The sequence below is a fragment of the Streptomyces sp. GL_140 genome, assembly GCF_057834465.1.
In genome coordinates this window covers 2,449,739-2,475,926 of sequence record NZ_CM174404.1, presented here as the reverse complement: position 1 = coordinate 2,475,926, position 26,188 = coordinate 2,449,739, and the positions used below count along the sequence as shown (strand labels likewise).

The following is a 26,188-nucleotide window of genomic DNA, read 5'->3' as shown; positions in this document are numbered from 1 at the left end:
CGGCATGCACACCCTGCTCGTCACCGGCCCCGGCGGGGCGGGGCGGACCACAGTCGCGGCGGCCACCGCGCTCGCCGCTGCCCGCGAGGGGCACCGCGTGCTGCTGCTCTCCTCCGGCGGCCCCGGCGACCCGGTGGCCCTGCCGGGCAGCGGGGTACGGGTGGCCCGCGTCGACTCCGGCCAGGAGTTCCGCCAGGAACTCGTCGCCCTCCAGGAACGCGGCTCCACGCTCCTCGGGATGCTCGGGGCCCGCCCCCTCGGCGCCGACGAGCTCACCGAACTCCCCGGCGCCGAAGAGTTCGCGCTGCTGCGCGCCCTGCGACGGGCCGCCGCCGAGCCCGCCACCGACCTCGTCGTCGTCGACATGCCCCCGCTGCACCAGGCCGTCGCCACCCTCGCCCTCCCCGCCCAGCTGCGCCGCTACCTCGCCCGGCTGCTCCCCACGGAACGCCAGGCGGCCCGGGCCCTGCGCCCCGTACTGGCCCAGCTGGCCGGGGTGCCGATGCCCGCGCAGTGGCTGTACGAGGCCGCCGCCCGCTGGGACGAGGAGCTGGCGGCCGTCCAGGCCGTCGTGGAAGCCCCCACCACCCGGGTCCGCCTGGTCGCCGAGCCCGGACCCGCCGCCGACGAGGCCCTGCGCTCCGGGGCCCTCGGGCTGGCCCTGCACCAGCTCGCCATCAGCGACCTGATCCTGAACCGGACGGTGCCCCGGGGCTCCGCCGACCCCTGGCTCGCCGGGCTCGCCTCCCAGCAGGAGGCCTTCGAGGACCGGTGGAAGCAGTGGGGCCCCTCGGTGCCCCTGCCCCACCTGGGCCGGGATCCGCAGGGTCCCGGGGACCTGGCCGCACTGGCCGCCACGGCGGACTTCGCCCCGGCGACGGGCGGCCCCCGCCCCGCCTGGCCCGTCGAGGACCGGCTCGCCGAGGACGGGGTGCTCGTCTGGTGCGTGCCGCTGCCCCGCGCCGAGAAGGGCGAGCTGGACCTGGTCCGGCGCGGCGACGAGCTGCTGCTCACGGTGGGCCCGTACCGCAGGATCGTTCCGCTGCCCGCCGCGCTGCGCCGGTGCACGGTCTCCGGCGCGGCCCTCGCCGACGACGAGCTGCGCATCCGCTTCACCCCGGACCCGGGACTGTGGCCGCGCACGCCCTGACGCCGTGGACGGCCCTGGGTGGCGTACCGCCGTTCGGGTAACGTCGAAGGTAGTCCGCACCGCACGACCAGCCGCCGCCGCAGGAGAGTCCGCCATGAGCGAGGCCACCGACCGACCCGCCGACCGACAGGCCGGCGCCCCCGCCGGGGACGACGCGTGGGCCGAGGCCTGCGCCGAGGACCTCGCCGCGGAGAAGGAGCGGCGCCGGGCGCGGGGAGAAGGCACCGGCACGGGCACCGGCACCGCCGCCGAGGAGCTCTTCAAGCTGTTCGAGGCCGTCGCCGACAAGGTGTCCGCGCTGAACAACCCGCTGATCACGGGCGCTGCCCAGGGAGCCGTACGACAGTTCGTCAACCAGGCGAAGACCGCCGCCAAGCCCGTCATCGAGCGCAATCCCGAGGTCTTCGACCACCTCGCGGCGGCCGGCTCGGAGCTGCTCGCCGCCTACCGCTCGGCGGTCGAGGGCCACGAGCGCCGGTGGACGCGCGACGAACGCGACGAGCGCGGCGGGGAGCGCAACGACGGGCCCCGCGGCGAGAGTGGGCGCGGCACCGGCGCCGCAGGCTCCACGGAGCGGATCGATCTAGACTGATCCTCTTCATCACTCGGGTACGGTTGACAGCGGCGGGGTTTGACCGGAAACCGAGGGACTAATGGGACTCACCATCGGCGTCGACATCGGCGGCACGAAGATCGCGGCCGGCGTGGTCGACGAAGACGGCACCATCCTTGAGACGTACAAGGTGCCCACCCCGCCGACCGCGGACGGAGTGACGGACGCGATCTGCGCCGCCGTGTCCGAGGTAAGCAGCAGCCACACCATCGACGCCGTCGGCATCGGCGCCGCCGGATACGTGGACGACAAGCGCGCGACCGTACTCTTCGCGCCGAACATCAACTGGCGCCACGAGCCGCTCAAGGACAAGGTCGAGCAGCGCATCGGCCTGCCCGTGGTCGTCGAGAACGACGCCAACTGCGCGGCCTGGGGCGAATACCGCTTCGGCGCCGGACAGGGCCACGAGGACGTCATCTGCATCACGCTCGGCACGGGCCTGGGCGGCGGCATCATCATCGGCAACAAGCTCCGGCGCGGACGCTTCGGCGTCGCCGCCGAGTTCGGCCACATCCGGGTCGTCCCGGACGGCCTGCTGTGCGGGTGCGGCAGCCAGGGCTGCTGGGAGCAGTACGCCTCCGGGCGCGCGCTCGTCCGCTACGCCAAGCAGCGCGCCAACGCCACCCCCGAGAACGCGACGATCCTGCTCGCACTCGGCGACGGCACGCCCGAGGGCATCGAGGGCAAGCACATCAGCGAAGCGGCCCGGCAGGGCGACCTGGTGGCCGTGGACTCCTTCCGCGAGCTGGCCCGCTGGGCGGGCGCGGGCCTCGCGGACCTGGCCTCGCTCTTCGACCCGTCGGCCTTCATCGTCGGCGGCGGCGTCTCGGACGAGGGCGACCTCGTCCTCGACCCGATCCGCAAGTCCTTCAAGCGCTGGCTGATCGGCGGCGCGTGGCGCCCGCACGCGCAGGTGCTCGCGGCCCAGCTCGGCGGCAAGGCCGGCCTGGTCGGCGCGGCGGACCTGGCCCGCCAGGGCTGAGCGGCCCACCCGTATCGGCAGACTGCCCGCCGCGCCCCCTGGGGTACGGCGGGCAGTCTCGTTATGTTGCCGGGTATGGAACTCGCAGAGCTGCCGAACTCCCGTACCGAAGCCGATGGTTCAGCTGTCATCCGGGTGCTCTCCTACAACGTCCGCTCGATGCGCGACGACGAGGACGCACTGGCCCGGGTGATCCGCGCGTGTGCGCCGGACCTGGTGTTCGTGCAGGAAGCGCCCCGGTTCTTCCGCTGGCGCAAGCACGCGGCGCGGCTCGCCAGGAAATCCGAACTGGTGGTGCTGAGCGGGGGCGCGACCGCGGCCGGGCCGCTGCTGATGTGCTCCCTACGGGCCTTCGTGGAGCGGACCGAGGACGTGCTGCTGCCCCTGACGCCGGGGCACCACCGGCGGGGTTTCGCCACGGCCGTGGTGCGCTTCGCCGGGGCCCGGGTGGGGGTCGTCAGCACCCACCTGTCGCTGGACACGGCCGAGCGCGGGGCGCAGGCGCAGCTCCTCCTGGACCGGGTCGCCTCGATGGACGTGCCGTACGCGATCGCGGCCGGTGACGTGAACGAGATCCCGGGGGGCCCGGCCTTCGGCCGCCTCGCCGGAACCCTCCAGGACTGCTGGTCGGTGGCCCCGTGGGGCGGGGAGCGGACCTTCCCGGCGACGGCGCCGGACCGGCGGATCGACGCCGTCTTCGCGACGCGGGAGGTGGAGGTACTGGCCTGTGGCGTCCCGACCGGCCTCCCGGGCGTCCGTGCCGCGGACCTCGCCTCGGCGACGGACCACCTCCCGGTCCTGGCGGCCCTGCGTCTGCCGGCGGCGTAGCCGGCCGCTGCGCGGACCCGGTCCTCAACGCCGGACGGGCTGAGATTTGCCGCTGCGCGGCAAATCCAGCCTCGCCGGCGTTTGAGGCGCGGGGTCTGGGGCGGAGCCCCGGGGAACGGGCGAAGGGCGGGGCGGGGAGAAGGCTCCGCGCAGCGGCCGGTCGCGCCTAGACCACCGCTCCGCGACCGGGGTCGTCATCGTCGTCGTCACCAGTGGCCATCCGGGCCACCAGCGTCGCGAACCCGCCCAGGAACCCGCCGATGCCCAGGGTCGTCAGCCACCAGGTCATGTCCCACTGGAGCAGCACCGCCAGGAGCAGCAGGACCGGTCCGCCCACCACCGCCAGCCAGGCGAACTTCGAGGTGGTGTCCGCCTCCGGCAGCTCCGGTTCCGGCGGGACGAAGTGACCCTCGTCCTTCGCCGCGGCGGCCGCCGCCGCGGGGGAGTCGTCCGGGTCCGCCAGCGAGTGGTCCCGGGGGCCCGAGGTGCCCACGCCCGGGGCGAACACCACCGAGCTGCCCAGGGTCGCCGCCGGCGGGGGTTCCGGGGACGGCGGCTGCTCGGGCTGGACGTCCTCCTCCGGCAGGAGGAGGTTCTCGATCGGTCTGAAGGGCCGCGCGCCCGGCGGGTCCGCCGGCTCCTGGCCGTAGCCGGCGACGATCGCCGCCCACGCCGCTTCCTCGTCCAGCGGAGGGACACCCCCCGAGGACTCCTCGTGCTCAGCCACCGCTGGCCGCCCCCTCCCTGCCCACGCTCTCCGCCAGTCGTCCGACGAACGCATAACTGTCCGCGAAGATCCGCTCCGCGTCATGGTCCAACGTCGCGACGTGGTAACTCTGTTCCAGCAGGGTCTCGGTGACATCGGTGGAGGACACCCGCGCCAGGATCCGTGCCGAGTCGGCCGGCCGTACGACGTGGTCCTGCGGGCTGTGCAGGAGCAGCAGCGGCTGCGTCACCTGCGGCAGCTCGGTGTCCAGCATCTGCAGGAACTTCCGCAGCGAGTGCGCGGCCCGTGTCGGGATCCGGTCGTAGCCGACCTCGTCCGAGCCGGGCTTGGCGATGTCGCTCGCGATGCCCGGCGTCGACCGGATGAAGTGCTTGACCACCGGAAGGGCTACGGCCAGCGGGTCGTGCACCTTGTTGACCGGGTTGACGAGGACGATCCCCCGGATCGAGTCCCCGTGCTTCGCCGCCAGCCGCAGCGTCAGCGCACCGCCCATAGACAGCCCGAAGACGAACACCTGCTCGCAGCTGTCGAGCAGTTCCCGCAGCGCGCGGTCCACCTCGGCGTACCAGTCCTGCCAGCCCGTGAGCTGCATGTCCTGCCAGCGGGTCCCGTGCCCGGGGAGCAGGGGGAGCGACACCGTCAGCCCCCGCGCGGCCAGATGGTCGGCCCAGGGGCGCATCGACTGCGGGGAACCGGTGAAGCCGTGGCAGAGGAGGACGCCGACCTTTCCGCCCTCGTGGCGGAACGGCTCGGCTCCAGGGAGGACGGGCACCAGGATCTCCTTCGAAGGGGGGTGTGGGGGGTGCGTAGCGCTGTGTGACTTCACCGTACGCGACGGGGGTGGCACCGACCAGGGTCGTCGGGCCGCTCCGGGGACGGCCACGGGATAAGGTCTGTTCGACAGACAAAGGAAGGCTTTCGAGTTGATCTACGGCGCAATGAAGTTCTCCATCGGCGGTTCCCTGAAGCTCGCCTTCAGGCCGTGGGTCGAGGGCCTCGAGAACATTCCCGCGGAGGGGCCGGCGATCCTCGCGAGCAACCACCTTTCCTTCTCCGACTCCTTCTTCCTCCCGGCGGTGCTGGACCGCAAGGTCACCTTCATCGCCAAGGCGGAGTACTTCACCTCCCCGGGCGTCAAGGGCAAGCTGACCGCCGCCTTCTTCAAGGGTGTCGGCCAGCTTCCGGTGGACCGTTCCGGCGCGCGCGGGGCGGGCGAGGCCGCGATCAAGAGCGGCATCGACGTCATCGAACGCGGAGAACTGTTCGGTATTTACCCCGAGGGGACGCGTTCACCCGACGGCAGGCTCTACCGCGGTAAGCCCGGCGGTCTGGCCCGGGTGGCACTGGCCACCGGCGCGCCCGTGATCCCGGTGGCGATGATCGACACCGAGAAGATCCAGCCGCCCGGCAAGGTGGTTCCGAAGCTGATGCGTCCGGGTATCAGGATCGGCAAGCCCCTGGACTTCAGCCGGTACCACGGCATGGACGGGGACCGGTTCATCCTGCGCTCGGTGACCGACGAGGTCATGTACGAGATCATGAAGCTGTCCGGCCAGGAGTACGTCGACATCTACGCCACGGCCGCCAAGCGCCAGATCGCCGACGCCGAGAAGGCCGCCGCCAAGAGCGAGAAGGCGGAGCAGGCCGAACAGGCCGACAGGGCCGACAAGGACGCGGACAACGGCAAGTAGCAGTACACGGGCGGGAGCGCCCGCACGGGGTGGGGGAAATGGCGAAGCGCGAGCGCGTCGTACGCATGTCGGTCGAGCAGCCGCTGTGGCGGGCTTTGACGGCCTATCGGCTGATCACCGTGGTCTACGCGGTGGGGCTCTTCGCCTCCGCGTACAAGGACTTCGACCGGCCGTGGGTCGCGGTCGCCTACCTCGCCGTCCTCGCGGTCTGGACCCTGGTCACCCTCCCCAAGGTGGCCAACGCCGTCAGCTGCACGAAGCGGTTCCTGTGCGCCGACCTCACGGTCGCCTGCGTCGGGATCCTGCTGACCCCGGTCGCCGACAGCCACGCGCGGATCGCGGCCGGCGGCCCCACCCTCCCGACCATCTGGACCGCGGGAGCCGTCCTCGCCTTCGCCATCAAGGGCGGCTGGCGCTGGGCCTGTTTCGCCTCCACCTTCGTGGCCGCCGCCAATCTCATCCAGCGCGGCGAGCCCACCCGGGACACCCTGCACAACGTGCTGCTGGTCTGGGTCGCCTCCATCGCCATCGGTTACGTCGTCGAGGTCGCCCGCGCCAGTGAGGCCACGCTCGCCCGCGCCCTGGAGATCGAGGCCGCCACCCGCGAGCGCGAACGCCTCGCCCGCGACATCCACGACGGGGTCCTCCAGGTCCTGGCCATGGTCCAGCGGCGCGGCACCGAACTGGGCGGCGAGGCCGCCGAGCTGGGCCGGATGGCGGGGGACCAGGAGGTCGCGCTGCGCACCCTGGTCTCCAGTGGGCTGACCCGTCCCTCCCGGATCTCCCGGGACGAGTCGATGGGCGCGCTCGTGGACTCGTACGAGGTGGAGGAGCCGGACGCCGACGAGGGCGAGCTGGACCTGCGGACCCTGCTGGCCCCGCACGCCGGCTCCCGGGTGAGCTTCGCCGAGCCGGGGACCCCGGTGCCGCTGCCGGCGCCCGCGGCGAAGGAGCTGGCCGCGGCGGTCGGCGCCGCCCTGGACAACGTGCGCAAGCACGCGGGCGACGGGGCCAGCGCCTGGATCCTGGTCGAGGACTGGGGCGACGAGGTGATCGTGACCGTCCGCGACGACGGCCCGGGAATCCCGGCGGGCCGGCTCGACCAGGCGGTGGGCGAGGGCCGGATGGGCGTGGCCCTGTCCATCCGGGGCAGGCTGCGCGACCTCGGCGGCAGCGCCGAGCTGGTGTCCGTCCCCGGGCAGGGCACCGAAGTGGAACTGAAAGTACCGAGGGGGAGCACCCAGTGAACGAGCAGAGCGCCACCGGCACCGTCGCCGACATCAAGGTCATGGTCGTCGACGACCACCCGATGTGGCGGGACGCGGTCGCCCGCGACCTGGCCGCCGCCGGATTCGACCTGGTGGCCACCGCCGGGGACGGCCCCGAGGCGGTGCGCCGGGCCCGCGCGACCGTCCCGCACGTGCTGGTCCTCGACCTCAACCTGCCCGGCATGCCCGGGGTCCAGGTCTGCAAGGAGCTGGTCGGCGCCAACCCGGCGCTGCGGGTCCTGGTCCTGTCCGCGAGCGGCGAGCACGCCGACGTCCTGGAGGCGGTGAAGTCCGGCGCCACCGGCTACCTGCTGAAGTCCGCGGGCGCCCAGGAGCTCATCGACGCGGTGCGCCGCACGGCGGCCGGCGATCCCGTCTTCACCCCGGGCCTGGCCGGCCTTGTCCTGGGCGAGTACCGGCGCCTGGCCACCGACCCGGCGCCGGCCGCCGCCGACGAGCGCCAGGCCCCCCAGCTGACCGACCGGGAGACCGAGGTGCTGCGGCTGGTGGCCAAGGGGCTCTCGTACAAGCAGATTGCGGAGCGGCTGGTCATTTCGCACCGCACGGTGCAGAACCACGTGCAGAACACCCTGGGCAAGCTCCAGCTGCACAACCGGGTGGAGCTCGTCCGGTACGCGATCGAGCGCGGCCTCGACGACGTGTGAGCCGGGGCGCGGGCAGGGGTGAGCGGGTATGACGGCACCCCGGGCGTGGCCCGTTCCTCGTACGAGTGAACGGGTGTACGGCAACTCCCCTGGATTCCACCGGAATTGACCCTTCCAGGACCCTTGCTGTGACCTGAGTCACCACTAGCGTGACGGTCATGAGGGCCCCGCGGCCTCAGCGGGCCCCCGTGGCGAAGGGATGTTCCATGAAGGTCGGAGTGCTGACGGGCGGCGGAGACTGCCCGGGTCTGAACGCGGTCATCCGCAGCGTCGTGCGCAAGGGCGTGCAGGAGTACCAGTACGAGTTCATCGGGTTCAAGGACGGCTGGCGCGGCACGGTCGAAGGGGACACCGTCCCGCTCGGCATCCCCGCCGTCCGCGGGATCCTGCCGCGCGGCGGAACCATCCTCGGCTCCTCGCGCACCAACCCGTTCAAGCTGGAGAACGGCGTCCGCCGGATCAAGGAGAACCTCGCCAAGTACGAGGTCGACGCCCTCGTCGCGATCGGCGGCGAGGACACCCTGGGCGTGGCCGCCAAGCTGTACGAGGAGTACGGCATCCCCTGCGTCGGCGTCCCGAAGACCATCGACAACGACCTGTCGGCCACCGACTACACCTTCGGCTTCGACACGGCCGTCGGCATCGCCACCGAGGCCATCGACCGCCTGCACACCACCGCCGAATCCCACATGCGGGTCCTGGTCGTGGAGGTGATGGGCCGCCACGCCGGCTGGATCGCCCTGCACTCGGGGCTGGCGGGCGGCGCCAACGTCATCCTCATTCCGGAGCAGCGCTTCGACGTGGACCAGGTGTGCGACTGGGTGACCTCGCGGTTCAAGGCGAGCTACGCGCCGATCGTGTGCATCGCCGAAGGTGCGATGCCCAAGGACGGCGAGATGGTGCTCAAGGACGCCACCCAGGACTCCTTCGGGCACGTCCGGCTGTCCGGCGTGGGCGAGTGGCTGGCCAAGGAGATCGAGGCGCGGACCGGCAAGGAAGCCCGTACGACGGTGCTCGGGCACATCCAGCGCGGCGGCACGCCGAGCGCCTTCGACCGGTGGCTGGCGACCCGCTTCGGGCTGCACGCGATCGACGCGGTGCGCGACGGGGACTTCGGCAAGATGGTCGCCCTCCAGGGGACGGACATCGTGCGGGTGCCGATCGCCGAGGCGACGGCGAAGCTCAAGACGGTGGACCCGGCGCTGTACAAGGAGGCCGGAGTGTTCTTCGGCTGATCCCTCCGGCTGGGCCGGGGCGCGTAGGCGGGTCATGGGTCGTAAGGTGACAAACGGCCCATGATCCGAATCTTGCGCGCAGTACGGGAGCAAACGTGGAAATCCTGGCATTCGGGGTGACAGGGGACGAGAAGCCGCTCCTGGAGCAGGCCTTCGCCAGGCAGCACGAGGTGCGCTGCCTGGACGTCTTCCTGAACGAGGACACCGCCCCCATCGCGGCCGGGTACGAGATCGTCTCCTCCAGCGTCAACGCCGACCTGAACGGGCGGGTGCTGCGGACCCTGGCGGCGGGCGGGACGAAGATGATCGCCCAGCGCTCCACCGGCTTCAACAACATCGACCTGCCGGTCGCGAACCAGCTCGGCCTGACCGTCAGCCGGGTGTCGTACTACTCCCCGTACTCGGTGGCCGAGTTCGCCTGGACCCTGGCCATGGCCGTGAACCGGCGGATCGTCCGCGCCTCGAACCGCACGCGGGACTTCGACTTCCGGCTGAACGGCCTGCTGGGCCGAGACATGCGCGGCCGCACGGTGGGCGTGCTCGGCACCGGCAAGATCGGCGAGGCGTTCACCCGGATCGCGCACGGCTTCGGGATGAACCTGCTGGGCTGGGACGTGGCGCAGAACCCGGCGTGCGTGGAGCTGGGCATGAAGTACGTGGACAAGGACGAGCTGTTCGCGTCCTCGGACCTGATCAGCCTGCACGTCCCGCTGCTGGAGTCCACGCACCACATCATCGACGCCGAGGCGCTGAAGATGATGAAGGACGACGCCATCCTGGTGAACTCCAGCCGCGGCGGCCTGGTGGACACGGACGCGCTGGTCACCGAGTTGCGCTCGGGCCGGTTCGAGGGCGTGGGCCTCGACGTCTACGAGGCGGAGGCCGGACTCTTCTTCCTCGACAAGTCGCTGGTCGTCGTCGAGGACGACACCCTGGCGCGCCTGATCACCTTCCCGAACGTGGTGGTCACCTCCCACCAGGCCTACTACACCCACGACGCAGTGGGCCAGATCATCGAGACCACCGTCGCCAACGTCGCGGACTACCTGGCGGGACGGCGTTCGGAGAACACGCTCAGCCCTTCGGATCCTTCCTGACCCGGCGCCCCCGGAGTTCGGCCGGAGTTCGGGCTCCGGCCATGTCCGGGTGCGCGGCGGTGGCCTAATGTCGCCCACGTGGACATGGACATACCCGTAGCGTTCCGCTGGGTGCTGCTCGCCTTCGCCGGCCTCAATCTCCTCCTCGCACTGCGAGCGCTGAACCTCCTGCGCCGGGCCGGGCGGGGCCACCGCTCCGGCCCGGCCTTCGACGCCGTCGACCACGCCCTCGGCACGGTGCTGATAGGGGCCATCGCCCTGCCCGGCGACCACTCGCTCATCGCCGTCGTCACGCTGGCCCTGCTCGGCCCGGTGATCCTCTGGAAGGGCGTCCGCGATTTCCGGGCCGGCCGCGAGAAGAAGGCCAAGGCCGCCGCCGACGCGGCGGCCGGGACCCCCGCCGCGGACGGCTAGACCCCCATCGCGGACGGCTGGACCCCCGCCGTCACCCCGGCGACCAGGTCGCGGACCAGCTCCGCACCCCGCAGGGTCAGCACCGACTCCGGGTGGAACTGGACGCTCGCGAAGCCCCCGGAGACGCAGCGCAGCGCGTGCACCTCGCCCGTGGCCGGGTCCCGGGAGACCTCGATGCCCCGCAGGGCCAGGGACCGCTCCTGCTCCGCCGAGCAGGAGGCCGCGTAGGTGTTGTAGAAGCCCACCACCTCCTCCGCCCCGAACAGGGAGATCCGGGTCTGCGCCCCCTGCGCCGGCTCCGCCTTGCGCACGAGCGGGAGACCCAGCTCCGCGGCCAGCAGCTGGTGGCTGAGGCAGACACCGAGCAGCCCGCCCCGGTGCGAGGCCAGGAGCTCCGCCGCCAGAGCGCGCAGCAGCGCCATCTTCGGGTCCGAGGCGTCCGCCGGGTCACCCGGGCCGGGGCCCAGCACGATCGGCCCGTCCCAGGCCAGGGCCGCCGCCCGCAGGCCCGGGTCGTCGTGGCGCAGCACGGTCACCTCCAGCCCGGCCACCCGCAGCACGTGCCCCAGCATCGAGGTGAAGGTGTCCTCGCCGTCCACCACCAGGGCATGGCCCGTCACCGCGGCCGGCCGCTCCTGCATCCGGAGCCAGAACGGCGCCAGGTCCTCGCGGCGAGCCGCCAGGGCGGCCTGGACCCGGGGGTCGTCGGCCAGCCGGGCCCCGGCGAAGGAGGGCCGCACCGCCGCCGGGCGGACACCAAGCGCCGCCAGGACGCCCGCCGCCTTCGCGTGCGTCTCGGCCACCTCGCCCGCCGGGTCGGAGTGCCGCACGAGGGTGGCGCCCACGGGCACCCGCAGCGCGCCGTCCGCGGCGATGTCGGCCGTGCGGATCAGGATCGGGGAGTCCAGCGTCTGCGCCCCGGCCTCGTCCACGCCCAGCAGCGCCAGGGCGCCCGCGTAGTACGCCCGGCCTCCGGTCTCGTACCGCTCGATGACCCGGCAGGCGTTCTGCACCGGGGACCCGGTCACCGTCGCCGCGAACATCGTCTCCTTGAGCACCTCACGCACGTCCAGCGAGGAGCGGCCGCGCAGCTCGTACTCGGTGTGCGCGAGGTGCGCCATCTCCTTGAGCCGGGGGCCCACGACCACCCCGCCCATGTCCCCGACGGTGCACATCATCTTGAGCTCCTCGTCCACGACCATGGACAGCTCCTCGGTCTCCTTGCGGTCCCCGAGGAAGGAGAGGAGGGACTCCGCCGTCGGACCCCCGGCCGGATACCGGTAGGTACCGCTGATCGGGTTCATCACGACCGTGCCGCCGGACATCCGCACGTGCACCTCGGGGCTGGCCCCGACCAGGGTGCGGTCCCCGGTGTGGACCACGTACGTCCAGTACGCCCCCCGCTCGCCCTCCAGCAGCCGCCGGAACAGGGCGAGGGCGTCGGCGGGGCCGAAGCCCTCGATCCGGCCCTCGTAGGTGCGCCGGATGACGAAGTTGGCGCCCTCGCCGCGGCCGATCTCGTCCTCGATGACCCGCCGGACGGTGTCCGCGTACTCCTCGTCGGGGACGTCGAAGCCGCCGCCGTCGACCCGCACCTCGTGGTCCGGCAGCGCGGCCAGCGCCTCGGCGAGCGGGACCTCGTACGCCTCGTCGGCCACCAGCACGCTCAGCGGGGTGCCGTCGTCGCGCACGTCGAACCCGCGCTCCCGCATCTGCCGGAAGGGTACGAGGGCCAGGGCGGGGCGCTCGCCGACGGGCAGGTCGGCCAGGTGCTCGGCCTCGTGGACCGGGCCGGTCAGCACCTCGACGGTGTCGTGGTCGCGGCCGGGGGTGCGGCGGCGCAGCAGCGCGAACGGCTGGGTGGGGCCGGCGGACCGTCCGAGACGGTCGAAGAGGGCGGTCAGTCGGCTGGGGTCCATGGGCACAGACATGGAGGGTGCGTCCTTCCGGGTGGTGGAGGGACGGCCGACGCTTCGGGAGAAACGCGGAAGGCCGCCCCGTGGGGCGGCCTTCGCGTCGCTCGTGTCTTCTAGGTACGCACGAGGGGTGGGCCGCCGGGAGCGGTCCACCACCAGTTCTTGTTGGAGTGCGCGTACATGCGGAGAACCCTAGCCCACCGGGCGGGCTGAACGGATGAGTAACACAGTGAGAGACATCCGTCTCACGTAGTGGTCGCCAGGGCCGGACGTGCCGTGGGACGCCGTAATGTGTGTGGGGTGACCGTGAACGCTGAAACCCAAGCCCCCGCCTCCAAGGCGACCTGGCGAGACCTTCCCGCGGCGCAGCAGCCTTCGTACCCCGATGCCGAGGCCCTGCGCGCTGTCGTCGCGGACCTCGAGTCGTATCCGCCCCTCGTTTTCGCGGGTGAGTGCGACCAGCTGCGCGCCCGCCTGGGAGCCGTCGCCAAGGGCGAGGCGTTCCTGCTGCAGGGTGGCGACTGCGCCGAGGCCTTCGATGCCGTATCCGCAGACCACATCCGCGCCAAGCTGAAGACGCTGCTCCAGATGAGCGCCGTCCTGACGTACGCGGCCTCCGTGCCGGTCGTCAAGGTCGGCCGCATCGCGGGCCAGTACTCCAAGCCGCGCTCCAAGGACACCGAGACCCGCGACGGCGTCACCCTGCCGACCTACCGCGGCGACTCCGTCAACGGCTTCCCTTTCACCGAAGAGGCCCGGATCCCGGACCCCGAGCGGCTGAAGCGCATGTACCACGCGTCCGCGTCGACGCTGAACCTGGTGCGTGCCTTCACCACCGGTGGTTACGCCGACCTGCGCCAGGTGCACGCCTGGAACCAGGACTTCGTAAAGTCCTCCCCGTCCGGGCAGCGCTACGAGCAGCTCGCGCGGGAGATCGACAACGCGCTGAACTTCATGAAGGCCTGTGGCACCGACCCGGCGGAGTTCAAGGCCGTCGAGTTCTACTCCTCCCACGAGGCGCTGCTGCTCGACTACGAGGGCGCCCTCACCCGTACGGACTCGCGCACCGGCCGGCTGTACGACACCTCCGGCCACATGGTCTGGGTCGGTGAGCGCACCCGCCAGCTGGACCACGCGCACATCGAGTTCTGCTCGCAGATCGCCAACCCGATCGGCGTCAAGCTCGGCCCCACCACCACGGTGGACGAGGCCCTGACGTACATCGACCGGCTGGACCCCGACCGCGAGCCGGGCCGTCTGACCTTCGTCGTCCGCATGGGCGCCGACAAGGTCCGCGACAAGCTCCCCGAGCTGGTCGAGAAGGTCACCGCCTCCGGCGCCGAGGTCGTCTGGGTCACCGACCCGATGCATGGCAACACCTTCGAGGCGGCCTCCGGCCACAAGACGCGCCGTTTCGACGACGTGCTCGACGAGGTCAAGGGCTTCTTCGAGGTCCACAAGGGCCTGGGCACCCACCCGGGCGGCATCCACGTCGAGCTCACCGGTGACGACGTCACCGAGTGCGTGGGCGGCGGCGACGAGATCTTCGTCGACGACCTGCACCAGCGCTACGAGACGGCCTGCGACCCGCGCCTGAACCGCAGCCAGTCCCTGGACCTGGCGTTCCTGGTCGCCGAGATGTACCGCGACCAGTAAGCGGCACCCGGTACGACAGCCGGTAGTACGGAGCACTTCATGAGAATGGGGCGCGGATCGAATGTGATCCGCGCCCCATCCTCGTTTCCACCTCTTTTAGGCCACCCTAAGTTCGGGTACGGTTAGGTAAGCCTCACCGAATAGGGGATGGCTCGCCGAACCATTCCGGTCAGGGAGGTGAACCGCGTGTACGTCTGCTCTTGCTTCGGGGTCACCGACAAGCAGGTCAAGGACCACGCGGCTGCCGGGGCCTGCACCCCGCGCCAGATCGCGTCGGCCACCAAGGCCGGCACCGACTGCGGCTCGTGCGTGCGCACCATCCAGGGCCTCCTCGGCCGCGGGGCCTGCCCGCGCCGCGAGCTGCTGGAGAAGGGCAACGCCGCCACCGTGCTGGCCGCCGACCCGCTGGTGCCCGCGGGCGCGGAGCTCGTCGAAGCCGCGTAGGGCCCGAGCGGTTCCGGGTGCGGCCTAGCTCTCGGGCTGTTCCAGCAGCTGCGCGATGTACAGCGGCTCGCCGATGGACTCGATGAGCTCCAGCTGGGTGTCGAGGTAGTCGATGTGGTGCTCCTCGTCCTCCAGGATGTCCTCGAAGAGACGCGCCGAGGTGACGTCACCCTTGCCGCGCATGACCTCGATGCCCCGCTTGAGCCGGTCGATCGCCTCGACCTCGACCTGGCGGTCGCACTGGAACATCTCCGTCAGCGTCTGACCCACGCGGACGTGGAAGAGGCGCTGGTAGTTCGGCAGGCCGTCGAGCATCAGGATGCGCTCGGTGATCTTGTCCGCGTGCTTCATCTCGTCGATGGACTCGGCACGGGTGTACTTCGCGAGCTTCGTCCAGCCCTTGTTGTCCTGGATCCGGTAGTGGAGCCAGTACTGGTTGATCGCCGTAAGCTCGCCGGTCAGCTGCTCGTTCAGAAACTCAAGGACCTCGGGGTCGCCCTGCATCGCAGAGGCTCCTTCCAAGCAATGTCAGCAATGTGACTGGGCAGTTGCGCGCATCCTTGCACCGCCTTCGGAGGCCGTCCAGTAAGTGCCTCCTTAGTGGGAGTTGCCGTGACTTGCCCGAATCGGGCCGCAGCTGGTCATGACCACCCCGCCAAGTCTGTCACCATGGAGTCATGGGTCAGCCGGAAAGCCGGGAATCTCCGGGATCAGAGCAGCTGGAGCTTCCCCCGGGGCAGCGGTTGCAGCGAGGCTGGCCGGTCACCCATTACGGGCCCGTACCCAAGTTCAAGCCGGACCGCTGGGAGTTCCGCGTCTTCGGCGCGACGGCCGACGGTGAGAAGCGCTGCTGGAACCACGAGGAGTTCGCGGCCCTGCCGTTCGAGTCCGTCGTGGCGGACCTGCACTGCGTGACGAAGTTCAGCATGACCGGCGCCGAATGGGGCGGTGTGCTCACCCGCGAGATCCTCGCCCTCGCCCCGCCGTCCCCGCAGGTCACGCACGTGATGGTGTGGGCCGAGTACGGCTTCAGCTCCAACATGCGGCTCGCGGACTTCGCTTCCGACCGGTCCCTCTTCGCCACCCACCAGGGCGGTGAACTGCTCACCGCGGAGCACGGATTCCCGCTGCGGCTCGTGGTGCCGCACCTGTACGCCTGGAAGGGCCCCAAGTGGGTCCGCGGCATCGAGTACATGACCGCCGACCGCCGCGGCTTCTGGGAGGAGCGCGGCTACCACAACATCGGCGACCCCTGGCGCGAGCAGCGCTACTCGTACCAGGAGGAGCCGGGGGACGGCCCCGAGCTGTAGCTCCGCGGGCCCCGGGACCCCTCTTCGGGTTCCCTCAATGGTGGTACTGGTGGACCACCGCGTGCCCCTTGCCGCGGCCGATCATCCACTTGTTGACCGGGGTCGTGACGACGAAGGCCAGCGCGAGCGAGATGGCGAGCGCGATCCAGAACAGGACGTCCGAGAGCGTCGCGTCCATGGCTCCCGGCCAGAGCACGATCACCCCGTTGTCGATCAGCTCCATGACGGCGATCGAAAGGGTGTCCGCGGCCAGCGCCACCCGGACGGCCGTACGGAAGTCCACGCCGGCCGCGCGGATCCCGCGCAGGGTGAGCGCGTAGCCGAAGAAGAACGCGAGGACGATCGCGAGGATCATCGTCGGGACGGTCCCCCAGCCGAGCGCGGTGCCGACGATCATGCCGAGCACTTCGCCGATGGCGCATCCGGTGAGGCAGTGCAGGGTGGCCTGCGCGGCGGCGGCCCAGGTGACCTTGCCGCCGCCGTGGTGGTGCTGGTGTCCGTGCTGCTCGTGCTGCTCGTGCTGCTCGTGATCGTGGTGCTCGTGGTGCTCGTGTACGTGCTCCATGACGACCCCCTGGCGTGGAACGCCGAATAACGGCTCTGTCGATATGGCAGAACCGTATACCCCCCCGGGGTATTCCTCAACAGGTCATCCGAGCCCGCGGAGCTCCTTGAGCAGCGCCACGTCGGCCGCGTGCCCTTCCTTGCCGCCCGGAGTCTCGGTGATCAGCGGTACGCCCTCCATCGCCGGATGCGTGAACAGCTCGGCGAAGGCCTCCCGGCCGATGTGGCCCTGCCCGATGTTCTCGTGCCGGTCCTTGTGGGCGCCCACGCCCTCCTTGGAGTCGTTCGCGTGGACCAGCTTCAGCCGGCCCTCGCCGACCGTGTCCACCAGGAGGTCCAGCGTCTCCTTGGTCCCGCCCGGCGCCGCCAGATCGTGTCCGGCCGCGAAGATGTGGCAGGTGTCCAGGCAGATCCCGAGCTTCGGGTGGTGGTCCAGCGCGTCGAAGTACGGGCCGAAATCCCAGGTGCGCGAGCACAGCGAGGAGCCCTGCCCGGCCGTGGACTCCAGCAGCAGGAAGGGGTCGTCCTCGTGCGTCAGCTCCTCCAGCAGCGGCAGCATGTGCTGCCTGACCTGCGCGTACGCCTCCTCGCGCGGCCGGCCGCCGGTCGCCGAGCCGGTGTGCACGACCACCCCGAGCGCACCGATCGCACGGGCCCGGCGCAGCGAGTGGCGCAGCGACTCCACGGACTTCTCCACGGTCGCCTCGGTGTGCGAGCCGAAGTTGATCAGGTACGGGGCATGGACGTACGCCGGGATCCCCTCGGCCGCACAGGCCTCGCGGAACAGCTCGTCCTGCGCCGGAATGCCGACCGGGGTGGCCCAGCCGCGCGGATTCGCGACGAAGACCTGGACGGCCTCGGCCCCCATCTCGCGGGCGTACGTCAGACCGACCGATGCCAGCCCGCCCGCGACGGGAACGTGCCCGCCCACGGGATTACGACCTATTGAATTGCTCATGACGTGGTGCTAGAGCCCCTTGATCTTGACGGTGATGCTGCTGCCCTCGGGGGCGCTCTGGCCGGCGGGCACCGACTGCGCATCGACGGTGTTGCTGAAGGAGAGGAACGGCTTGTCGACCTTCACCTTGAAGCCCAGCCCCTCCAGGGTCTTGCGGGCCGCGTCCACCTCCTGGCCGGTGACGTCCGGCACCGGGATCTGACGGGGGCCCTTGGACACGGTGAGGGTGACGGTGTCCCCGGCGGCGGCCTGGGTACCGGCGGCCACCGACTGGTTGGCGACCGAACCGGCGGGGGAGGGGGAGTTGACCTGCTCGGGGGCGGTCTCCACCTTCAGGCCGGCGCCCTCCAGCGCCGAGCGGGCCTGGTCCAGCGGCTTGCCCACGACGCCCGGCACCGCCACCGGACGGCCCTTGCTGACCACCAGCGCGACCGCCGTGTCGAGGGCGCGCTTGGGGCCGTCCGCCGCCGGGTCCGTGCTGATCACCGAGCCCTGGGGGACGTCCTGGCTGAAGGCCTGCGTGACGATCCCGGGCGCCAGACCCGCCGAGGTCAGCTCCGCCTTCGCCGCCTCCAGCGGCTTGCCCTTCAGGTCGGGGACCGCGACGGTCTCGGGGCCGCGGGAGATGGTCACGACCACCGCGCCGTTGCCCCGTATCCGCTTGCCGCCGGGGGGATCGGTGTTCATCACCGTCCCCTTGCCGAAGGTGTTGCTGAACTTCCGGTCGACCCGCTTCACCCCGAGGCCAGCCGCCGACAGCTGGGTCCGGGCCTCCGCCTCGGTCTTGCCGAGCAGGTTCGGGACCTTGGTGAACTGGCCGGAGCTGATGTACCAGACGCCGGTGCCGACGCCCAGGGCGAGCAGCACGGCCACGATGACGAGCAGCGGCCCGCGGCGGCCCGTCCTCGGGGCGGCGGCCGCCCGGGACGGGGCGGGGCCCGGGGGCAGCGGCGGAGTCGAAAGCCGGGAGGTGTGGGAGACGGGCTCGGCCGCCGGCCGCGCGATCACACTGGTGCGGTCCTCGGTGGACGTCCGCACCTCGGCCCGCGCCTGCGGCGGTACGGCGTCCAGCGCGGCGTCGCCCAGCTGCGCGCGGGCGCCCTGCACCAGCCCGAGCAGCGCGGCGGCGTCGCCGGGGCGCAGCTCGGGATTGCGCGCGGTGGCGTACGCGACGAGCTCGTCCAGCTCGGCGGCCAGCCCGGGCACGGCGGCCGACGGGGTCGGCACGTCCTCGTTGAGGTGCTGGTACAGCACCTGGGCGGGGTTGTCGCCGAGGTGCGGCTTGGAGCCGGTGAGCATCTCGTAGAGCACGACACCGCAGGCGTAGACGTCCACACGGGTGTCGGTGACCCCGTTCTCGATCTGCTCGGGGGCCAGGTAGGAGACGGTGCCGAGGACCGAGCCGGTGGTCTGGGTGACGGAGTCCACGGATCGCACCAGCCCGAAGTCGGCCACCTTCACCCGGCCGTCGTCGCCGATCAGCACGTTCTCGGGCTTCATGTCGCGGTGCACGAAGCCGGCCCGGTGCGCGGCGCCGAGGGCGGCGAGCACAGGCTCCAGGATGTCCAGGGCCGCGCGGGGCTGGAGCGCGCCGCGCTCGCGGAGCACGTCGCGCAGGGTGCAGCCGGAGACGTACTCCATGGCGAGGTACGTGTACCGGCCGTCAGTGCCCTGGTCGAAGACGGCCACGACGTTGGGGTGGGCGAGCCGGGCGACGGACTTGGCCTCGCGGATGAACCGGTCGACGAAGGCACCGTCGGCGGCGAGCGCCGGATGCATCACCTTCAGCGCGAGGATGCGGTCGAGCCGGGTGTCCACGGCCCGGTAGACCGTGGCCATGCCGCCGGCCGCGATACGGGCGTCCACGCGGTAGCGGCCGTCGAGCGTCTGCCCGACGAGAGGGTCATCCAGGGTCGTGTCCACCCGGTGATTCTACGAGGGCGCCCAACGGCCCCGGGCCGGGTCCCAAGGGTTGCAGCAGAGCTTTGAATCCTCCCTGCTCTGAAGGGCGAGGATTCCTGGCTCACGCAGCCTGGCAGCCCGGCGGGCTGTCAGGTCTTACGCGATCGGCACCAGCCGGGTTGAGACCAGGGGACACGGTTCCGCACGCGGTGCAGGTGTAGGTACGTTCTGAGAGAGGCAGTGCGTCCAGGTCATGCCCGATCCGAAGCCCAGCTCCGGCGGCAGGTACTCCCACCACCCCGGACCGAGATCCACATGATCAACAGCTCCTGTTGGGACCTCTAAGAGCGCGCACCCCAGTGGAATTCTTATCCCTTGGCCCAGTCGGGCCAGAGGAATTCATCGGCGGGCTTGAGCGACTCGCCCTTCTGCCTCTTCTCTGCCACGATCTCGTCGGACGGGAACCAGTTGTCGAAGAACTGCCTGAGATCCTGCTTGGAATATCCTTCCACAAGGACCCGGAAATCATCCCAATTGGGAGCCTTCCCCTCTTGCGTGGGCATCCACTTCTTCAAAGTATCGTAAAACGCCTCGTCGCCGACCAGTCGCCGCAGCGCATACATTCCCTTGCTGGACATCGAATAAGTGTTGGCGATACTCCAGTCCATGCTTTCTACTTCTTGGCGATATTTGACGACGAGGTCCTCGTTGCGGAACTTCTCCAGCCACGCCCACTGTAGATAGGTTGGGATTGCCTCACCCACGTAGGAGTCATCGCTGTCATTTTCCCCGAGCCATGTATGGGCGAGCTCGTGGACAAGGACGTCGGGCGTAGTCGGTTCGAGACTTCCGCCCGGACCGGTGCGGGACTCTTTCACTATGGAGATGATGTTCGAGCCCGTCACATTGGGTGCTTCCTTATCCTCGAAGGAGAGGAAAACGACGGTCAGGCTGTCGTGGAGGTAGCCTTTCCCGAATAGCCCAGCCTCCCAGGTGACCGCTTCGGGCAGGGCTTCGGCCAGCTTCTTCCCGGTCTCTTCCTGGTCCTTGCCGTACACATAGTGCACAGGTATTCCGCCGGGCAGCGTCCCGTCCGACTCGCTCCATTTGTCGCCGACTCCGAACTTTACATTGTCAGCCTTCATGGACTTATTGTTCCACTGGTATATTTTGCGCCCATCTTCTTTCTTGGGGGCGCTGGAGGGGCCGTTTGACACAGCCGTCCATCCATCGGGGACCACGGCCTGCAGGTTTACATTGGCGCGGTCATTGGGGTCGGTGCTCGCAGGGAAAAGCATTCCGGCAGCTCCGAGCGGAAGGTAATGTCCGCCGTCCTCCGTCTTCGCCCAGGCCAGGTTGTTCTCGCCTGGGTAGGCCAGGGAGTCGCTTGGGTTTCCCGCATAGGTGATGTGCACGGTGTGCCGGCCGGGGCTCAGCCCGCCTGCCGGCTTCACCTGAAGGATGTCCTTGACGGCGGACTTTGCCGCTCCGGCGCCGTCGATCTCCACGGCACTCGCCGGCAGCTGTAACTGGAGATCGATACTGTCCCGCTGTGCAGGGACCTCAACGTCCAGAGTGGCCTGACCCGACAGGGTCCCATTTTTTGGGTCGTACTCGATCCGTGCATCGTAGGAAGTCACGTCGTACCCGGCAGCAGCTGTCACGCCCGGGCCGTTTCCCCGCACCTCAGCCGCCGCTGCGGAGGCGGTAGACCCCAGCCCCGTTATCAGAGTCACAGCCGCCACACAGACGGAAACCAACGCCTTCTTCTTCTCATTCATGACCAGACCCTATATCTGCCTTTATGACCAAATGACCACGAGCCTGTCTCAATGACGTGCGGGGCGACACGGGTGCGCAGTCACCACGGCTGCGCCGGTACCTCTCGTCGTGGCGGTCTGTGGTTCAGGCGGCTGAGGAGGGCAGGCCGGTGCAGTCGGTGATGTGGTCCGGCGGGAGAACCTGCTGGCCGCAGGCTTGTCACGCCGGTTCTGGACTCCTCGTCGAGGTGCCATTTGTCGCCCGGGTGCGGGCGCCGCCGACGCAGCGCGTTGGCGTAGGCCCGGCCGAACTCAGACACCAACGCCGGACCGTCGCTGTGGTCGCTGTTTCGTGCGGGTAGCGGCCCAGGACGGCGGTCGGCCGCCAAGAGACGAGGACCGTGTAGCGATCTGATGCGCGCCCGGTGCCGCCGGGCTGCTTGCCGCTGCCGGGTGTGGTTCCGGCTGCCTTTCCCGGGGCTCTGCCTTCGCGTCTCTGATCAGGCTCGGTCTGGAACGTATTGCCCGGCCCGTTCTTTTGGGGTTTTCCGGCTGCCTTCGTTTTTCCGTGGCGGGTCGGTCTGTCAAGGGCGGCCGCAGGCCGTCGCGGAGCGACGCGAACGCAGTGAGCGCCCTTGACGGGCCGGCCCGACGCGGAAGGACGATGAGGCTGACGGAAAACCCCGAGCCCCTCCCTGCTTCCGGCCGGGCCGGACCCCGCCGTCCCCCCGACCCCGCCGCGCGGTGCCGTCCCGGCCCGCCCCACCCCCGAGGGGGGCGGGTGGGCAGCCACCGGACCCGGGTGGGGGTCGAGGGGGCGAGGGCCCCGCACGCGCGAGGCCCCGTACCCCCGCCCCCTCAGAACGCCGGCCGCTCCGGGTCCAGGGCCGCGCGGCCCTCCGTCGGGGAGGAGGCCTCCGCGAAGCGGCGTTGGGGGATGCGGCCCGCGCGGTGGGCCAGGCGGCCTGCCGAGACCGCGTCGCGCATGGCCGCGGCCATCAGGACGGGCAGCTGCGCTCGGGTCACGGCGGAGGCGAGCATCACCGCCGCGCAGCCCAGTTCCATCGCCAGGGCGGCGTCCGAGGCCGTGCCGGCCCCGGCGTCCAGGATGACCGGGACGCCGGCCCGCTCCACCATCAGCTCGAAGTTGTGCGGGTTGCGGATGCCCATCCCGGAGCCGATCGGCGAGCCCAGCGGCATGATCGCCGCGCAGCCCACGTCCTCCAGTTTCCGTGCGAGGACCGGGTCGTCGTTGGTGTAGGGCAGGACCGTGAAGCCCTCGTCGACCAGGATCTCGGCGGCGTCGAGCAGTTCCACGCCGTCCGGGAGGAGCGTCCGCTCGTCCGCTACGACCTCCAGCTTGATCCAGTCCGTGCCGAGGGCCTCGCGCGCCAGTCGGGCCGTCAGTACGGCCTCGCCCGCCGTGAAGCAGCCGGCGGTGTTGGGCAGCACCGCGATCCCGAGCTTGTTCAGGACGGTCAGGACCGAGCCCTGGACCGTGGGGTCCAGCCGTCGCATCGCGACCGTGGTCAGTTCCGTACCGGAGGCGACCAGCGCCCGTTCCAGGATGTCCAGGCTCGGGGCGCCGCCCGTGCCCATGATCAGGCGCGAGGAGAAGCTGCGCCCGCCCAGGGTGAACACGTCGCCGTCGGGCGTGTCAGTGTTGTCGGCCATGTCGTTCAGCCTCCCTGGACCGCGGTGAGGATCTCCACGCGGTCGCCGTCTTCCACGCGGGTGTGGAGCCACTGGCCGCGCGGGACCACCGTCTCGTTGAGGGCCGCCGCGACCCCCTTGGTGGCCTGGGTGAGGGTGGCGACCACCGTGGCGAGCACGGTGCCGGCCGCGATCTCGCGCGGTTCGCCGTTGACGGAGATGGTCATGCGTACGACTCCTGTCGCGTGAGGGCGAAACGGCGCGGGGTGAAGGGGCGTGCGATCTCCGGCAGTTCGCCGGTGGTCAGCAGCTCCGCCATGACGTCCCCGGTCAGCGGGGTCAGCAGGACCCCGTTGCGGTAGTGCCCGGTGGCCAGGTGCAGGCCCGGCAGGTCGGTGGGGCCGAGCAGTGGGGCGTTGTCCGGCGAGCCGGGCCGCAGTCCGGCCAGGGTCTCCACGAGCGGGAGCTCGGTGATGCCGGGTACCAGCTCGTGGGCGTCGCGCAGGAGCTCGTAGACCCCGCCCGCGGTGACGGTGGTGTCCCAGCCGAGTTCCTCGCTGGTGGCGCCGATGACCAGCTCGCCGTTCTCGCGCGGCACCAGGTAGACGTGGCTGCCGCGCACGACGGCCCGTACGGTCCGCGACAGGAACGGCGCGTACGAGGGCGGCACCCGCAGCCGCAGCACCTGCCCCTTCACAGGCCGTACGGGGGCCACGACCTCGGGCGGTACGCCGTCCAGCCGGCCGCTGAGCGAGCCCGCCGCCAGCACCACCTGGTCGGCGAGCAGCTCCGTGGCCCCGGCGTCGTCGAGCACCGCACCGGTGGCCCGGTCGGCACTGGTCAGCAGCCGGGATGCGGCCGCCCGGTGGAAGTCGACCCCGGCGCGTTCGCAGGCGGCGAGCAGCGCCGCCGAGAGTCGGCGGGGGTCGACCTGGTGGTCGCCGTCCACGCGCAGGCCGCCGCGTACGCCAGGGGCCAGCATCGGCTCCAGGCGGCGGCACTCGCGGCCGGTGAGCCACTGCGACTCCAGCCCGCAGCGCCGCTGGAGGGCGTGCAGTTCCCGCAGGTGGAGGCGGTCGTCGGAGTCGAGGGCGACGGCGAGCGTGCCGCAGGCGCGGTAGCCGATGTCCAGGCCGCCGCTGGCTTCGGCGAGTTCGGCGGCGAACTGCGGGTAGCGGGCGGCGGAGGCGAGGTTCAGCCCGAGCAGGGTCTCCTCGCCGTAGTGGAGCTCGGTGACGGCGGCGAGCATGCCGGCCGCGACCCGGGCGGCGCCGCCGCCGGGCGCCGGGTCGGCCAGGGCGGTGCGCAGCCCGAGGCGGGCCGCCCGCCAGGCGGTGACGAGGCCGATGATGCCGCCCCCGATGACGAGGACGTCGTAGCCGGAACTCCGGCTCTTCCTGGATGAGTGCACGGTTGAGTGCATGGGCGTCCAGCCCCTCCCTTCGCCGGCATGACCCGGATCAGGTTCGGACGGTCGGAGGCCGGCCAGCCTCCCTCTCAGCCCGGTGCGCCCGGACTCCCGCGATAGGTTCGGTGGCCAGAGTAACGCCGAGCCCGACGGCGGGGTAAGGCTGCCTCCCCGGCCGGCTGCCGAGACGATCCCGGCCCCCTATTCCTGACGGACCGTCAGATGATTAGGGTGGGCCGCGTGAGCGAGCAGACGGAACACAGCGAACACACCGGTCCCGGCGTCGTCATCGTCGGCGCCGGAATGGCCGGGGTCCAGACCGCGGTGGCCCTCCGGGAGCAGGGCTGGACCGGCCCCGTCACCCTCCTGGGCGCCGAACCCCACCAGCCCTACGACCGGCCCCCGCTCTCCAAGGCGGTGCTCCTCGGCAAAGCCGAGGACTCGGCCTTCGACGTCGACTTCGAGGGGCTCGGCATCGAGCTCCGGCTCGGGGTCGAGGTCACCGGGGTGCGGGCCGCCGACCACGAGGTGGACACCGAGGCGGGTCCGGTCCCGTACGAGGTCCTCGTGCTGGCCACGGGAGCCCAGCCGCTGACCCTGCCCGGCGCGGAAGGGGTCCCGGGCGTCCACCTGCTGCGCACCCTGGACGACGCGGCCCGGCTGCGGCCCGTGCTGGCGGCCGGGTCGGCGGTGGTGGTCGTCGGCGCGGGCTGGATCGGCGCGGAGTTCGCCACCGCGGCCCGCGAGGCGGGCTGCGCGGTGACGGTGGTCGAGGCGGCCGACCGGGTCCTGGCGGGCGCGCTGCCGGCCGAGGTCGCCGAGCCCATGGGGCGCTGGTACGAGCAGGCGGGCGCCGAGCTGCTGACGGGTGCGCGGGTGGCCTCGGTCGAGGCGGGCCGGGTGCTGCTGGCGGACGGGCGCTCGCTGGAGGCGGGCGCGGTGGTCGTCGGCATCGGGGCCCGCCCCGCCACGGGCTGGCTCGCCGGGTCGGGGATCGAGCTCGGCCCCGACGGCGCGATCGTCGCCGACGAGCACCTGCGCACCTCCGTCCCCGGGGTGTACGCGGTGGGGGACTGCGCCTCGTTCCCGTCCGGGCGCTACGGCGCGCGGCTGCTGGTGCACCACTGGGACAACGCCCTGCAGGGGCCGCGGGCGGTGGCCGCGGACATCCTGGCCGCGGGCTCCGGGGACCAGCCCTACGACCCGGTCCCGTACTTCTGGTCGGAGCAGTTCGGCCGCTTCGTGCAGTACGCGGGCCACCACGGCGACTCCGACGCGATGCTGTGGCGCGGCGACCCGGCGGCCGCGACCTGGTCGGTGTGCTGGCTGCGGGAGGGCCGTCTGGTCGCGGTCCTCGCGGTGGGCCGCCCGCGCGACCTGGCCCAGGGCCGGCGCCTGATCGAGTCGGGTGCGGCCGTGGACCCGGCCAAGGTCGCCGACCCCGCGGTCGCGCTGAAATCGGCGTCGGCCTGACCGTCCGGGGGCCGGGGAGGGCCCCGGACGGGGCGCCCGGGTACCGGCAGTCAGTCCGAGGTGGCAGGCTTGTCCCCGTGACCGAGATTGACGCAAAGATCGATGCCCTTGTCCCCGCCTGGCTGTACCTCCCCGACATCGCGGAGATGCTCAACATCGAAGTGACCAAGGTTCGCCAGCTGGTCAAGGAAGGTCAGCTGCTCGCGGTGCGCCGCGGCGAGAACCGTTCCCTCCAGGTCCCCGCGGCCTTCATCGACGGGGACAAGATCGTCAAGGGTCTGGTCGGCCTGCTGACCGTGCTCCGCGACGACCGCTTCTCCGACACGGAGATCCTGGAGTGGCTGTTCACCGCTGACGACTCCCTGCCCGGCACCCCCGTGCAGGCGCTGAGCGAGAATCGCGGCACGGAGGTGAAGCGCCGCGCTCAGGCGCTCGCCCTCTGATCCGATCAAAAGCAGTACGCACAGCGCAATG

Annotated in this window: 26 protein-coding genes, 2 pseudogenes and 1 riboswitch; of the genes and pseudogenes, 15 read left to right on the top strand and 13 right to left on the bottom strand. The window is 71.3% G+C overall.

All coding sequences use genetic code 11. The annotated features are described in order from the left end of the window. The first annotated feature begins 4 nt into the window (after positions 1 to 4). The 4 genes from AC3IYJ_RS11615 (at position 5) to AC3IYJ_RS11600 (ending at position 3,573) form a co-directional block, all read left to right on the top strand. The gene (locus AC3IYJ_RS11615) at positions 5 to 1,150 is read left to right on the top strand and encodes an ArsA family ATPase (protein ID WP_489401228.1); all 1,146 of its coding nucleotides are present in this window, start codon (positions 5 to 7) and stop codon (positions 1,148 to 1,150) included. 94 nt (positions 1,151 to 1,244) lie between these two features. Beyond that, positions 1,245 to 1,742, top strand: coding sequence for a DUF5304 domain-containing protein (locus AC3IYJ_RS11610; RefSeq protein WP_489401227.1), 498 nt, complete (start codon positions 1,245 to 1,247; stop codon positions 1,740 to 1,742). A gap of 61 nt (positions 1,743 to 1,803) precedes the next feature. After that, positions 1,804 to 2,745, top strand: a complete 942-nt coding sequence (locus tag AC3IYJ_RS11605; protein WP_384661364.1) for an ROK family glucokinase — start codon at positions 1,804 to 1,806, stop codon at positions 2,743 to 2,745. Between the two features lie 75 nt (positions 2,746 to 2,820). Beyond that, positions 2,821 to 3,573 carry an endonuclease/exonuclease/phosphatase family protein gene (locus AC3IYJ_RS11600; protein WP_489401226.1) on the top strand — a complete coding sequence of 251 codons (753 nt, stop codon included), beginning with the start codon at positions 2,821 to 2,823 and terminating at the stop codon, positions 3,571 to 3,573. Between the two features lie 166 nt (positions 3,574 to 3,739). Here AC3IYJ_RS11600 and AC3IYJ_RS11595 read toward each other — a convergent pair whose 3' ends face one another. After that, the gene (locus AC3IYJ_RS11595) at positions 3,740 to 4,300 is read right to left on the bottom strand and encodes a hypothetical protein (protein WP_489401225.1); all 561 of its coding nucleotides are present in this window, start codon (positions 4,298 to 4,300) and stop codon (positions 3,740 to 3,742) included. Continuing rightward, entirely contained in the window at positions 4,293 to 5,072 is a 780-nt protein-coding gene (locus AC3IYJ_RS11590; RefSeq protein ID WP_489401224.1) for an alpha/beta hydrolase, read from the bottom strand. The genes AC3IYJ_RS11595 and AC3IYJ_RS11590 overlap by 8 nt, the downstream gene beginning before the upstream one ends. Positions 5,073 to 5,238: 166 nt before the next feature. Here AC3IYJ_RS11590 and AC3IYJ_RS11585 point away from each other — a divergent pair, with 166 nt between their 5' ends. The 6 genes from AC3IYJ_RS11585 to AC3IYJ_RS11560 all read left to right on the top strand — a co-directional run bounded on the left by AC3IYJ_RS11585 (position 5,239) and on the right by AC3IYJ_RS11560 (position 10,670). Beyond that, positions 5,239 to 5,991, top strand: coding sequence for a lysophospholipid acyltransferase family protein (locus AC3IYJ_RS11585; protein ID WP_489402782.1), 753 nt, complete (start codon positions 5,239 to 5,241; stop codon positions 5,989 to 5,991). A 38-nt stretch (positions 5,992 to 6,029) separates the two neighbouring features. Further along, positions 6,030 to 7,238: a MacS family sensor histidine kinase gene (gene macS, locus AC3IYJ_RS11580; RefSeq protein ID WP_489401223.1), complete on the top strand. Its 1,209-nt coding sequence runs from the start codon at positions 6,030 to 6,032 to the stop codon at positions 7,236 to 7,238. 41 nt (positions 7,239 to 7,279) lie between these two features. Continuing rightward, a complete protein-coding gene (locus AC3IYJ_RS11575) occupies positions 7,280 to 7,924 on the top strand; it encodes a response regulator (RefSeq protein WP_489402781.1) in 645 nt (214 codons plus the stop codon). Between the two features lie 206 nt (positions 7,925 to 8,130). Beyond that, positions 8,131 to 9,159, top strand: a complete 1,029-nt coding sequence (locus AC3IYJ_RS11570) for a 6-phosphofructokinase (protein WP_489401222.1) — start codon at positions 8,131 to 8,133, stop codon at positions 9,157 to 9,159. A gap of 95 nt (positions 9,160 to 9,254) precedes the next feature. Beyond that, positions 9,255 to 10,256, top strand: coding sequence for a 2-hydroxyacid dehydrogenase (locus AC3IYJ_RS11565; protein ID WP_489401221.1), 1,002 nt, complete (start codon positions 9,255 to 9,257; stop codon positions 10,254 to 10,256). A 78-nt stretch (positions 10,257 to 10,334) separates the two neighbouring features. Further along, on the top strand, positions 10,335 to 10,670 hold the full coding sequence (locus tag AC3IYJ_RS11560) for a hypothetical protein (protein ID WP_489401220.1): 336 nt from the start codon (positions 10,335 to 10,337) through the stop codon (positions 10,668 to 10,670). Here AC3IYJ_RS11560 and AC3IYJ_RS11555 read toward each other — a convergent pair. Further along, positions 10,667 to 12,589 carry an anthranilate synthase family protein gene (locus AC3IYJ_RS11555; protein WP_489402780.1) on the bottom strand — a complete coding sequence of 641 codons (1,923 nt, stop codon included), beginning with the start codon at positions 12,587 to 12,589 and terminating at the stop codon, positions 10,667 to 10,669. The genes AC3IYJ_RS11560 and AC3IYJ_RS11555 overlap by 4 nt on opposite strands. Positions 12,590 to 12,877: 288 nt before the next feature. Here AC3IYJ_RS11555 and AC3IYJ_RS11550 point away from each other — a divergent pair, with 288 nt between their 5' ends. Further along, positions 12,878 to 14,242, top strand: a complete 1,365-nt coding sequence (locus tag AC3IYJ_RS11550) for a class II 3-deoxy-7-phosphoheptulonate synthase (protein WP_489402779.1) — start codon at positions 12,878 to 12,880, stop codon at positions 14,240 to 14,242. Positions 14,243 to 14,419: 177 nt separating this feature from the next. Beyond that, positions 14,420 to 14,686 carry a (2Fe-2S)-binding protein gene (locus AC3IYJ_RS11545; protein ID WP_489401219.1) on the top strand — a complete coding sequence of 89 codons (267 nt, stop codon included), beginning with the start codon at positions 14,420 to 14,422 and terminating at the stop codon, positions 14,684 to 14,686. A gap of 24 nt (positions 14,687 to 14,710) precedes the next feature. On the opposite strand, the gene bfr is transcribed toward AC3IYJ_RS11545, so the two are convergent. After that, a complete protein-coding gene (gene bfr / locus AC3IYJ_RS11540; protein ID WP_489401218.1) occupies positions 14,711 to 15,190 on the bottom strand; it encodes a bacterioferritin in 480 nt (159 codons plus the stop codon). A gap of 173 nt (positions 15,191 to 15,363) precedes the next feature. On the opposite strand from bfr, the gene AC3IYJ_RS11535 reads away from it, so the two are divergent. Beyond that, the gene (locus AC3IYJ_RS11535) at positions 15,364 to 15,996 is read left to right on the top strand and encodes a sulfite oxidase-like oxidoreductase (RefSeq protein ID WP_489401217.1); all 633 of its coding nucleotides are present in this window, start codon (positions 15,364 to 15,366) and stop codon (positions 15,994 to 15,996) included. Between the two features lie 34 nt (positions 15,997 to 16,030). Here the strand turns inward: AC3IYJ_RS11535 and AC3IYJ_RS11530 are convergent, their stop codons facing one another. From AC3IYJ_RS11530 to thiO, 9 genes and pseudogenes are all read right to left on the bottom strand, one after another. Continuing rightward, positions 16,031 to 16,561: a DUF4396 domain-containing protein gene (locus AC3IYJ_RS11530; RefSeq protein WP_489401216.1), complete on the bottom strand. Its 531-nt coding sequence runs from the start codon at positions 16,559 to 16,561 to the stop codon at positions 16,031 to 16,033. 84 nt (positions 16,562 to 16,645) lie between these two features. Then, positions 16,646 to 17,518 (bottom strand): deoxyribonuclease IV, encoded by an 873-nt coding sequence (locus AC3IYJ_RS11525; protein WP_489401215.1) that lies wholly within the window; start codon positions 17,516 to 17,518, stop codon positions 16,646 to 16,648. Positions 17,519 to 17,527: 9 nt separating this feature from the next. Beyond that, on the bottom strand, positions 17,528 to 19,441 hold the full coding sequence (gene pknB / locus AC3IYJ_RS11520) for a Stk1 family PASTA domain-containing Ser/Thr kinase (protein WP_489401214.1): 1,914 nt from the start codon (positions 19,439 to 19,441) through the stop codon (positions 17,528 to 17,530). A gap of 9 nt (positions 19,442 to 19,450) precedes the next feature. Beyond that, positions 19,451 to 19,700, bottom strand: a pseudogene (locus AC3IYJ_RS11515) (RNA-guided endonuclease TnpB family protein); the annotation flags it as partial. A gap of 88 nt (positions 19,701 to 19,788) precedes the next feature. Continuing rightward, entirely contained in the window at positions 19,789 to 21,201 is a 1,413-nt protein-coding gene (locus AC3IYJ_RS11510) for a gluzincin family metallopeptidase (protein ID WP_489401213.1), read from the bottom strand. 218 nt (positions 21,202 to 21,419) lie between these two features. Next, positions 21,420 to 21,514 (bottom strand): annotated as a pseudogene (locus tag AC3IYJ_RS11505) (IS6 family transposase); the annotation flags it as partial. Between the two features lie 524 nt (positions 21,515 to 22,038). After that, positions 22,039 to 22,854, bottom strand: coding sequence for a thiazole synthase (locus AC3IYJ_RS11500; protein WP_489401212.1), 816 nt, complete (start codon positions 22,852 to 22,854; stop codon positions 22,039 to 22,041). Positions 22,855 to 22,859: 5 nt separating this feature from the next. Beyond that, positions 22,860 to 23,060 carry a sulfur carrier protein ThiS gene (gene thiS / locus AC3IYJ_RS11495; RefSeq protein WP_489401211.1) on the bottom strand — a complete coding sequence of 67 codons (201 nt, stop codon included), beginning with the start codon at positions 23,058 to 23,060 and terminating at the stop codon, positions 22,860 to 22,862. Continuing rightward, entirely contained in the window at positions 23,057 to 24,256 is a 1,200-nt protein-coding gene (gene thiO / locus AC3IYJ_RS11490; RefSeq protein ID WP_489401210.1) for a glycine oxidase ThiO, read from the bottom strand. The genes thiS and thiO overlap by 4 nt, the downstream gene beginning before the upstream one ends. Then, a riboswitch (TPP riboswitch) is annotated at positions 24,254 to 24,366 on the bottom strand. Its footprint overlaps the gene before it by 3 nt. A gap of 115 nt (positions 24,367 to 24,481) precedes the next feature. Here thiO and AC3IYJ_RS11485 point away from each other — a divergent pair. Then, positions 24,482 to 25,714 (top strand): NAD(P)/FAD-dependent oxidoreductase, encoded by a 1,233-nt coding sequence (locus AC3IYJ_RS11485; RefSeq protein WP_489401209.1) that lies wholly within the window; start codon positions 24,482 to 24,484, stop codon positions 25,712 to 25,714. Positions 25,715 to 25,791: 77 nt separating this feature from the next. Further along, positions 25,792 to 26,157 carry an Rv2175c family DNA-binding protein gene (locus tag AC3IYJ_RS11480; protein ID WP_489401208.1) on the top strand — a complete coding sequence of 122 codons (366 nt, stop codon included), beginning with the start codon at positions 25,792 to 25,794 and terminating at the stop codon, positions 26,155 to 26,157. The last annotated feature ends 31 nt before the right edge of the window (positions 26,158 to 26,188 follow it).